Origin of the sequence: Actinoplanes sp. NPDC051633 (assembly GCF_040681735.1) — a bacterium.
Classification (GTDB): Bacteria; Actinomycetota; Actinomycetes; order Mycobacteriales; family Micromonosporaceae; genus Actinoplanes.
This window is the reverse complement of the sequence record NZ_JBFAZH010000867.1, coordinates 1-3,377: the sequence shown is the minus strand read 5'-3', so window position 1 is coordinate 3,377 and position 3,377 is coordinate 1. Positions and strand designations below refer to the sequence as shown.

Below are 3,377 nucleotides of genomic sequence, written 5' to 3'. Positions count from 1 at the left end.
GTCCGAAGCTGCTCTGCACGGCGAGCAGTTCGCGTTGCTCGTAGGCGTGGATGGCCGTCGCGTTGCGGGCGCTCCGGGGCGGCTGCTGGTGCAGCGAGTACGGAGCGTTCGCCTGCAGGAGACCGGTCTGCTTGTAGTTGGAGTTGCCGTAGATCACGCAGTGCGCCCGGCCGAGCGGCCCGGAGGCGTGCACCGAGTCCAGCGACTTGTTCAGCCGGGGGTTCTCCCGCGGCGGCATCTCGTTCATCACCTGCGCGGCGGTCGCGGTCAGCGCGGCGTACCGGTCGTCGGGTGCCATGTCCTTCGTGGCCTCGACGGCCGCGCCGACGATGGCCGGTACGCCCGTCATCAGCGGCCGGTTGAAGACGCCGCCCAGCACCTTCACGGTGGCCACCCGCGGGTCCCGGCGGAACCAGACCGGGTGCGAGGTGCCACCCCACGGCAGGGCCAGCGCCAGCTCGTGCTGCCCGGGCAGGACCACCTGGTACAGCCCGGCATCGGGATCCCAGGGCACGTACCGGTTCTGCTCCAGGAAGAACGCCTGCGACAGCGCCGCGTTGACCAGGATCGTCAGCGTCGAGGCGATCGTCGGGCTGCCGCCCCAGAACACGCCGATGTCCAGCGTGTCCAGGCCGGGCTTCTCGAGGCACAGCTCGGCCGCGATCTCGCCGGTGGTGTACATGTGCGCGATGCCGGGGGAGAGCAGCAGCCCGGCCTCGGCGAAGCCCGTCCCGTACTTCTCGTCGCAGGTGATCAGCCAGTCCTGCTCGCCGGTGGTGTCCAGGTAGTGCGTCCCACTGGCCAGGCAGGCCTCGACCACCGCCGGGCCGAGCCGGCTGAACGGGCCGACGGTGTTGCACACGACGGACACGCCGGCGAACGCCTCGGTGAGCGAATCGACGTCGTGGCTGAGCTCGAGGACCTCGTGGTCGGCCGTCTCGATGCCCGCGACGTTCGACTGCATCGACGCCTTGACCTTGCCGGCGTCCCGGCCGGCCGCGAGGAAGGGGACGTTGAACTCGCGCAGGTACTCGCAGATCAGCCGGCCGGTGTATCCGGAGGCGCCGTACACCAGAACGGGTTTCATGTCACATCCCCATTCCGCCGTCGACCGGCAGTCCGACGCCGTTGATGAAGCGGGCGGCGTCGGAGGCAAGGAACACGACCGCGTCGGCCATGTCGGTGACCTCGCCCAGGCGGCCCGAGGGCGTGAGCCCGATGACGGCGCCCACCGCCTCCTCCGGCGACGGGAACAGGCCGAGCCGCGCGACGTCGTTGGCCAGCCCCGCGCCCATGGCGGTCGGCACGAGCCCCGGGTAGATGCAGTTCACGCGTACGCCGTAGCCGAGCTTGCCGGACTCCATCGCGGCGACCCGGGTGAGCCGGTCCACTCCGGACTTGGTCGCCGAGTAGACACCGATGCCCGGGAACGCGATCGTCGCCGCGACCGACGCCACGTTGATGACCACGCCGCCGTTGCCGGCCGCGCCGCCCGGGCGCATGGCGCGGAACGCGTGCTTGATGCCCAGCGCGGTGCCGAGCAGGTTGACCTGCAGCTGCTTGCTCACCGCCGCGGGGTCCAGGTCGACGAAGAGGCTGGTGATCTCGATGCCGGCGTTGTTGACCACCAGGTCGAGGCCGCCGAGCAGGTCGACCGCCTGGCCCACCGCCGCCTCCCAGCCGGCGTCGTCGGTGACGTCGAGGTGGACGAAGCCGTGCCCGGCGCCCAGCGACTCGGCCACCTTGGGGCCGAGATCGTCCTGCACGTCCGCCACCGCCACCCGGGCGCCCGCGGCGGCCAGTGCGCGCGCCATGCCTTCGCCCAGTCCCTGAGCGCCGCCGGTGACCAGAGCTTTCCGGCCGTTGAGGTGGAGGTCTGTCATGGCGGCTCCCGGTGTCTTCGATGACGGTGGTGGCCTCCATCACAGGCTCAGTCTTGACAGTTGTCAAGAAAAACCTTGACAACTGTCCAGGTCGATTAGGATGCGGGATGTGGCACCCACCAAAGCGGTACGTCCCGCCGACAAGTTCGACCGGCGCCGTGACGAGCTGGCCGAGTCGGCACTGGCGACCCTCGGCGAGATGGGCTACGCCCGCGCGAGCCTCCGCGAGATCGCGAACAACTCGGCGTTCAGCCACGGCGTGGTGCACTACTACTTCCAGGACAAGCTGGAGCTGGTCATCTACAGCGTGCGCTACTACAAGGCGCGCTGCGTCACCCGATACGACTCGGTCGTCAGCGACTCCCGGTCGGCCGGCGAGCTGGTCGACGCCTTCGCGGCGAAGCTCACGCAGACCATCCGCGACGAGGCCCCGATGCACCGGCTCTGGTACGACCTGCGCACCCAGAGCATGTTCGAGCCGGAGCTGCGCGGCGCCGTCACCGAGATCGACCACACCCTCGAGCAGATGATCTGGCGGGTCGTGTCGCGCTATGCGGAGCTGGCCGGCCGACCGGTCGCGCTGGAGCCGGCCGTCGCGTACGGGATGCTCGACGGGCTCTTCCAATCCGCCCTGCTGGGCCACCTGGGCGGTCACGCGACCGTGCTGACCGACCTGGCGACCCAGGTGCGCAAGGTGATGCCGTTGATGCTCGCCTGACCCGTCCGGCGCAGCCGGCAGCGGGTCAGGAGATCGAGCTCCGCTGCAGGGCGAAGACGACTTCCGGCTGCGGTGCGAGGGCGCTGAACGGCCGCACGAACCTGATCGGCGTTCCGTTGATCTGGGTCAGCCCCCCGCCCCAGGCAAGCTGGTACAGGGCCTTCAGGTCCGCCTTGTCGGTCTCCGTCAGCACGCTCTTGCTGCCGTAGTTCATGATCGAGAACGCCTCGTGCGTCCCGAAGATCTGACTGGGCCAGGCCTCCTCGCTGACGTTGGCGAAGAAATGCCGGAGCCCGAACGTGTGGCCGATCTCGTGAATCAGCGTCTCGACCATTTCCTCCCGGGCCTGGGTGAACATCTTGGGATAGATGATCAGCTCGTGCCGGCCGGCGTCGGGAAAGAAGGCACTCGCCAGGACGCATCCGTTCGGGCTGCAGTCGTCGATCCCTTTGACGACGATTTCGAAATCCCACGCGTCGTCGCGCTGAGCGAACTTGACCGGCGCGGCGTCGCCCCAGGCGAGGAGGGCCTCGCCGAACAGCTCCCGGATGGCGGCCGCCGCGGCGTCCGGGTTGACGAAGACGCTCAGCGATCGCTGCTGGAACCGCCAGCGCAGCGTGACGTCCCTCGCCCAGAGCGGGATGAAGCCCTCCGACGCGTCGACCACGAGGTCGGCCGGATCGCGATCCTGCGGCGTCGGGTACCCGCGCGAGTCGGTGTCACAGACGACACCGTTTCCGAAGACATTGACCTGCGGCTCGATGTGGCGCGCGGCC

Annotated in this window: 4 protein-coding genes; 1 reads left to right on the top strand and 3 read right to left on the bottom strand. The window is 69.3% G+C overall.

Going from position 1 to position 3,377, the window contains the following annotated elements; translation table 11 throughout:
- The coding region (locus AB0M20_RS33540) for a DUF5938 domain-containing protein (protein ID WP_364304353.1) at positions 1–1,087 on the bottom strand (1,087 nt) is incomplete at its 3' end.
- A 1-nt stretch (position 1,088) separates the two neighbouring features.
- The gene (locus tag AB0M20_RS33535) at positions 1,089–1,883 is read right to left on the bottom strand and encodes an SDR family oxidoreductase (protein ID WP_364304352.1); all 795 of its coding nucleotides are present in this window, start codon (positions 1,881–1,883) and stop codon (positions 1,089–1,091) included.
- Positions 1,884–1,992: 109 nt separating this feature from the next.
- Between AB0M20_RS33535 and AB0M20_RS33530 the strand changes: the two genes are divergently transcribed.
- A complete protein-coding gene (locus AB0M20_RS33530; protein ID WP_364304351.1) occupies positions 1,993–2,601 on the top strand; it encodes a TetR/AcrR family transcriptional regulator in 609 nt (202 codons plus the stop codon).
- Between the two features lie 25 nt (positions 2,602–2,626).
- Here the strand turns inward: AB0M20_RS33530 and AB0M20_RS33525 are convergent.
- Positions 2,627–3,377 (bottom strand): matrixin family metalloprotease (locus tag AB0M20_RS33525; protein ID WP_364304349.1); only part of this gene is annotated, 751 nt, incomplete at its 5' end.